This window comes from Glaciimonas sp. Gout2 (genome assembly GCF_035018905.1).
Classification (GTDB): Bacteria; Pseudomonadota; Gammaproteobacteria; order Burkholderiales; family Burkholderiaceae_D; genus Glaciimonas.
The window spans coordinates 1-5,809 of sequence record NZ_JASJXA010000088.1 but is presented as its reverse complement, the minus strand read 5'-3'; the positions used below and the strand labels follow the sequence as shown (position 1 = coordinate 5,809).

Genomic DNA, 5,809 nt, shown 5'->3' with positions numbered 1-5,809 from the left:
CATTTTTTATCGTTAGTTGCGGGTTTTGTCGATGGCAAAATAGTGCGGATTGCGCGTGTCTACCGTTACTTTCGCCCACGAGGATGCTATTTCCATATCGCCAAGATTCTTTTTCCAGACAACGTCAGTAGTGGATGGCGCGCTGTTGGAAGGGGGTCCGTGAATAATTAAGACCTTACCCGAAAATTTAGTTGCCAGTGCGGTAATGGCGTGACGCATCTCAACAAAGCCATCGCGCTTTACATTAAAATCAAATACGCGTCTTCGCTGCACGGCGAGTGGATCACCGTCACAAAATAAAACTATACCATCTGATTTATTTTGCTCAGCAATGTTCAAGATTCGTTGCAACCATTCCTTGTTAGCAATTAAACGATCTTCAAATTCGCTGTTGCGGCCGCCTTCAGACGTATAGTGGTTATTTCGTGCAGGCAAATTGACGGTGGCAAACGTTACATTACCAATCTCCCAACGTGCATTTTCAACGTATGTGCGAAACTTTGGTGACGTGGATTGGCGGTTCAGCGGGATTCTGGTTTCACCTAACGAAAAATCATCCGAAAAAAATAATTCACGGAGTCGGTTGAGACGTTCAAACGAAGTAGAGCGTCCGATTTCATTTTTGCATGCGACCCAATCGCTAGCGGAGGGTGAAACGATCATGCCATTTTTTGCGCTATTCAAGAGCGCCTTACGTTCTTGGTACAGTTTATCTGAGCAAGGCTCTTTTTCCGATTTTATGCCATTGGTGACAACGAATGCCAGATTTTCGTCATCAGTCTGGCTAATAGCCGTGCGCACTGCGACTTCATCAGAAGTGCTTCGGAATGGATGACCAATAACGCCAAAACTAAAGCTGCTGGTTTCTCCCTGGTCGGTAGCAAGAGCAGCGCCAGATAACCAGCCGATAGTAAGTATAAACGCCGCGACGATCCCCGTACTGGCCATGCTTTGGGATCGTGCTACTGGCACAGGACCGGACATTGTTCTAGCCCACAAGCACACCTCGTTCATGCGACTCTGACCGCTTGGGCAGTTGGTGGTGTTTTCTCGGATGACGCAGCATTGGGCCCTGCTTTGCTCAAATGCTTCAGGTGATATAAGTGATCCAATGCCTGGCGCGGGGTTAAGGTGTCTGGGTCAATGACCGCTAGCGCATCAAGCAATTCACTTTCCAGTGATTGATCCTGAACCTGAATTGAATCAAGCGCTTCGTCGCCACTATCCTGATAATTCGCTGGCGCATTTGAAAACAAGTCGAATTGCGGCGTGGCCTGGACCGACTGCGATTCCAGAAGTGCCAGATGCTTGCGGGCGGCTTTGATGACTGCCGTTGGCACGCCCGCCAGTTGCGCCACTTGCAAGCCGTAACTCTGCGATGCAGGGCCGGGCTGGACAGCGTGTAAAAATACAATGCTGTCTTTATGCTCAACCGCAGACAGATGCACGTTCGCTGCTGTAGCGTGGATATCGGGCAATTGGGTTAGTTCAAAGTAATGGGTGGCGAAGAGCGTAAAACAGCGGGTTACGTCAATTAATTGTTTGGCGATCGCCCAAGCCAGCGCCAGTCCATCAAACGTCGATGTGCCGCGTCCGACCTCATCCATCAAAACCAGTGAACTTTCACTTGCGCCATTAAGGATGGCTGCGGATTCGGTCATTTCGACCATAAAGGTAGAGCGGCCGCCTGCTAAATCATCAGCTGCACCAATACGCGTGAATATGCGATCTATCGGACCTATTATTGCGTTGGTGGCAGGGACATAACTGCCGACATAGGCCAGCAAAGTAATGAGCGCGACTTGCCGCATAAAGGTTGATTTGCCGCCCATATTAGGGCCAGTAATCAATAGCAATTTATGCTCTGCAGACAGCATGCAATCGTTGGCAATAAAGTGTTCAATTTGCTTTTCAACTACCGGATGCCGGCCTTGCTCGATCTGGATCGCCGGTTCGGTAGTCAATTGTGGCGCGCACCAATCGTGACGTGCTGCATGCGACGCTAATGCTACCAAGGTGTCGATTTGGGCCAGCGCTTGAGCGATCGTTTGTAATGTTGCTATGTGTGGTGCCAGATCGAGTAATAATTGTTCATATAATACTTTTTCTCGAATGAGTGCGCGCTCTTGAGCAGACAATGCCTTATCTTCAAACGCTTTCAATTCGGGAGTAATGTAACGCTCTGCGTTTTTCAGTGTTTGACGGCGGCGATAGTCATCTGGCACTTTGTCGGTTTGACCATGTGTCACTTCGATATAAAAACCATGTACTTTGTTATATTCAACACGTAGGTTGGCAATGCCGGTACGTGCGCGTTCACGGGTTTCCAGATCGATCAAAAACTGTCCGGCATTTTCGGATAATCCTCGCAACTCATCTAGCTCTGCATCAAATCCGGCGGCAATGACGCCGCCATCGCGGACCATGGTTGCTGGTTCGGCGGCCACTGCACGCTGCATCAATGTGAGGCATGCCACCGGGGTTGCTAATGCCTGATATAGCGTGCGTAACAACGGTATTGGATATTCGGTCTGCTCGACTGCGTGCGCCCCATTTTTACTAACATCACCCTCGCTAACACCGTCACAAAGCGCGACATTGACGCGGATCGCTTCCAATTGCTGCAAACCATCCCGCAGCCCGGCTAGGTCACGTGGTCGCGCAGAAAGCAGTGCGATGCGTGTGGTAATGCGCTCGATATCAGGGACTTCAGCGAGTGTGGTTGACAAGTCTTTTCCGGTCTCGGCGGCGAGCAGCGCGCCAATCGCCACGTGCCGTCCTTGCGCTACGGATTGCGCACGTTTGGCATGGTGTAGCCAATGACGCAACAGTCGGGATCCCATTGCGGTGCGGCAATGATCCAATAATGAAAATAGGGTTGGTGCACCGGACGCAGAATCCTCGCCACGGATGGTTTCAGTGAGCTCCAGATTACGGCGGGTGGCAGCATCCAGACCAATGAATTCATTTTCAGTTTCTACGGTCAAGGCGCGGACGTGCTGCAAGCCTTTTCCCTGTGTTGACTGTGCGTAGCGTAGTAGTGCGCCAGCGGCGCCGACAGCGGTGCTTAGACCTTCGGCGCCAAAGCCGCTTAATGTGCTGACAGCCAGTTGGTCAAGCAACGCTTTTTCACCATTTGGAATATCGAAGTGCCAGTCCGGCACAGTCGTCGCTTTATTAATCAACGTCTGGCCGTGCAAAGTGTTTAATAAAGGGCTGACAAGTTCGCCCATCAAGATCTCTGCCGCTGCGATGCGTTCCAGTTCTTGTTTAAGGCGTATCTCCAGCGCTTTAATATCGCCGCTGAATTCCATCATTTTTAGCGCGCCACTAGCCATGGTAAGCCAGGCTAATCCAACTGTTGCGGTCTTACGTTGCTTGTGTTGGGTAAAGGAAAGGGCCAATAACGGTTGTTCCAATTTTTCTGGCAGCAGGTTTGAGTCTGTGAGTGTGCCAGGCGTTACGACGCGTAATACTTTACGCTCGACGATCCCTTTGCTCGTCGCTGGATCACCGATTTGTTCGGCAAGTGCGACTGATTCACCGACTTTGACCAGCTTGGCCAGATATTGGTCGGCGGCGTGAAAGGGGATGCCACACATCTTGATCGGTGCGCCATTGTAAGTACCGCGAGAGGTCAGCGTGATACCAAGTAAGCGCGAGGCTTTTTCTGCGTCTTCAAAGAACAGCTCGTAAAAATCGCCCATGCGGAAGAAAACGAGCGTGGTCGGATAATCTGCTTTTATGCTGAGATACTGGGCAGTGCCGGGGGAAATTTTTAACTTTTCTACAGTCATCCGGTTATCACTCGCACATCAATTAATCTATTGTTTACTGCGTTAAACATTTTTCTCTTTCAATACAAAGCGCTTTTACCGTTACTCTTGCCATCGCGGCTTGATAGGATTGTTGCAATTTATTTATTTCAATTATGCGAAACGTTGTTTGCAACCTATTGAATTTTAAACGTTTTCAAGCGCAAATGGGTATGCCGTTGACGATTGGCTCTGACTACGATTCTGATTCAGATACAACATATTTAATTGAGAAAAAGCGTAAGCCGCGCAATCAGCAAGACCGGTCCGAACAAACCTTCTGCGAGTATTGTCTTCTCTCGCGCATCATTTACGACGCTACTTTTTTAGCCAGTCCAGCACACCGAGGCCTGCTTTTCGACCGGATGCAAAACATGCGGTTAACAAATAACCACCAGTAGGCGCTTCCCAGTCAAGCATTTCACCAGCGCAAAATACGCCTGGAATAGCTCGTAACATCATGTTCTTATCAACTTCATTAAACATAACGCCGCCGGCACTGCTGATTGCCTCATCAATCGGCCTTGCTGATACCAACGATATGGGGAGTGCTTTAATGGCAAGCGCGAGTTTGGTTGCATCAGTAAATGCCGTTGATGCGCACTCTCTTAGTAAGCCGACTTTTACCCCTTTGAGTCCAAGTCGACTTTGTAAATGACTTGACCATGATCGGGAACCGCGAGGGTGTGTCACTTCTGTAAGGACGCGCTCATGGGACCAGTCTGGCAATAAATCCAGATGGAACCTGACGCTGCCGTGGCGTCCAATGTGATCGCGCAAACGTGCAGAAATGGCGTAGATCAGGCTACCTTCGACGCCGTCAGCACTGATCACGAACTCCCCTTGTTTATAGAAAGGTATATTTTGATTGTTCGAAGGAGGTGTTTGATGTACGTCGTCGTTCAAATCCGGTAGCGCGATAGCGACTGATTTTAAATGGTGACCAGCAAATCGCTCTTTAAAATAATCACTCCACTCAACATTGAAGCCGCAGTTCGACGGCAATAACGGCGAAACGGAGATTTTTCGGCTAGCCAATAATGGAACCCACGCACCGTCAGAACCCATGCGTGCCCAACTTCCTCCGCCAAGTGCCAATAATATTACATTGGCTCTGACCGTCAGGACACCATCTGGTGTTGAAAACGAACAATCACCTTCAGCATTCCAGCCTGTCCAACGATGCCGCATGTGAAATCGCACACCCGCTAAACGCAGACGATGCAACCAGGCGCGTAGCAGCGGCGCAGCTTTCATGTCGGAAGGGAACACGCGTCCGGACGATCCGATAAAGGTCTCAATGCCTAAATTCTTCACCCATTTGCGTACGGCATCGGGGCCAAATTCCTGAAGCAGCGGCCCCATGTCGTTCGCATGGGAGCCGTAACGTAATAAAAAATCCGTGTAAGGCTCGGAGTGCGTAATGTTCATACCGCCTTTGCCAGCTAGCAAAAATTTGCGACCGACTGATGGCATCGCATCATAAACGGCTACCGGAACACCGTTGGAAGACAATGTTTCCGCCGCCATCAGCCCGGCCGGGCCACCGCCAATAATGACGACTGCTGGGATGCTTGAATGTGGGGAAGAAATCATGGTAATTGTGGGGCTTAAGCGACGGATGTCTTAAAGCAGACAGAGGGCGTAGTCTACGCTGCAGCGAGTCAACTGCCAATCAGTAACCGTCGGTGGCTGATTGGCAGTTGATTTGTTTGTCAATACGGAGAATGTTGTTGAAATTCTTTTTTATTCGTATTAGATCAATTTTTTCAATCAGGTTCATATCTTTTATGCTGTGCAGGGCGCGTTCTGCCTTATTATATTATGTTGTGATCGCTATTCAGAATCATCCTCCTCCTTGGGATACCATTCATAGTAGGCGTTGAAAGTTTCCGTCATTTCGTCTATTTGCTGCCGAGGAAATCTATCGAACGAATAGGTTTTTGGGGATCCCTCAGTACGAACATTTCTGCCGACCGATGCAGATGATGTCC

General features: G+C 49.5%; 3 protein-coding genes. All 3 read right to left on the bottom strand.

The features are described from left to right. Positions 1–12: 12 nt before the first annotated feature. A complete protein-coding gene (locus QN379_RS22940) occupies positions 13–984 on the bottom strand; it encodes a hypothetical protein (RefSeq protein WP_322238931.1) in 972 nt (323 codons plus the stop codon). 26 nt (positions 985–1,010) lie between these two features. Beyond that, positions 1,011–3,797 carry a DNA mismatch repair protein MutS gene (gene mutS / locus QN379_RS22935; protein WP_322238929.1) on the bottom strand — a complete coding sequence of 929 codons (2,787 nt, stop codon included), beginning with the start codon at positions 3,795–3,797 and terminating at the stop codon, positions 1,011–1,013. A gap of 336 nt (positions 3,798–4,133) precedes the next feature. Continuing rightward, complete coding sequence (locus tag QN379_RS22930; protein WP_322238927.1) at positions 4,134–5,411, bottom strand: TIGR03862 family flavoprotein; 1,278 nt, start codon at positions 5,409–5,411, stop codon at positions 4,134–4,136. Positions 5,412–5,809: the final 398 nt, after the last annotated feature.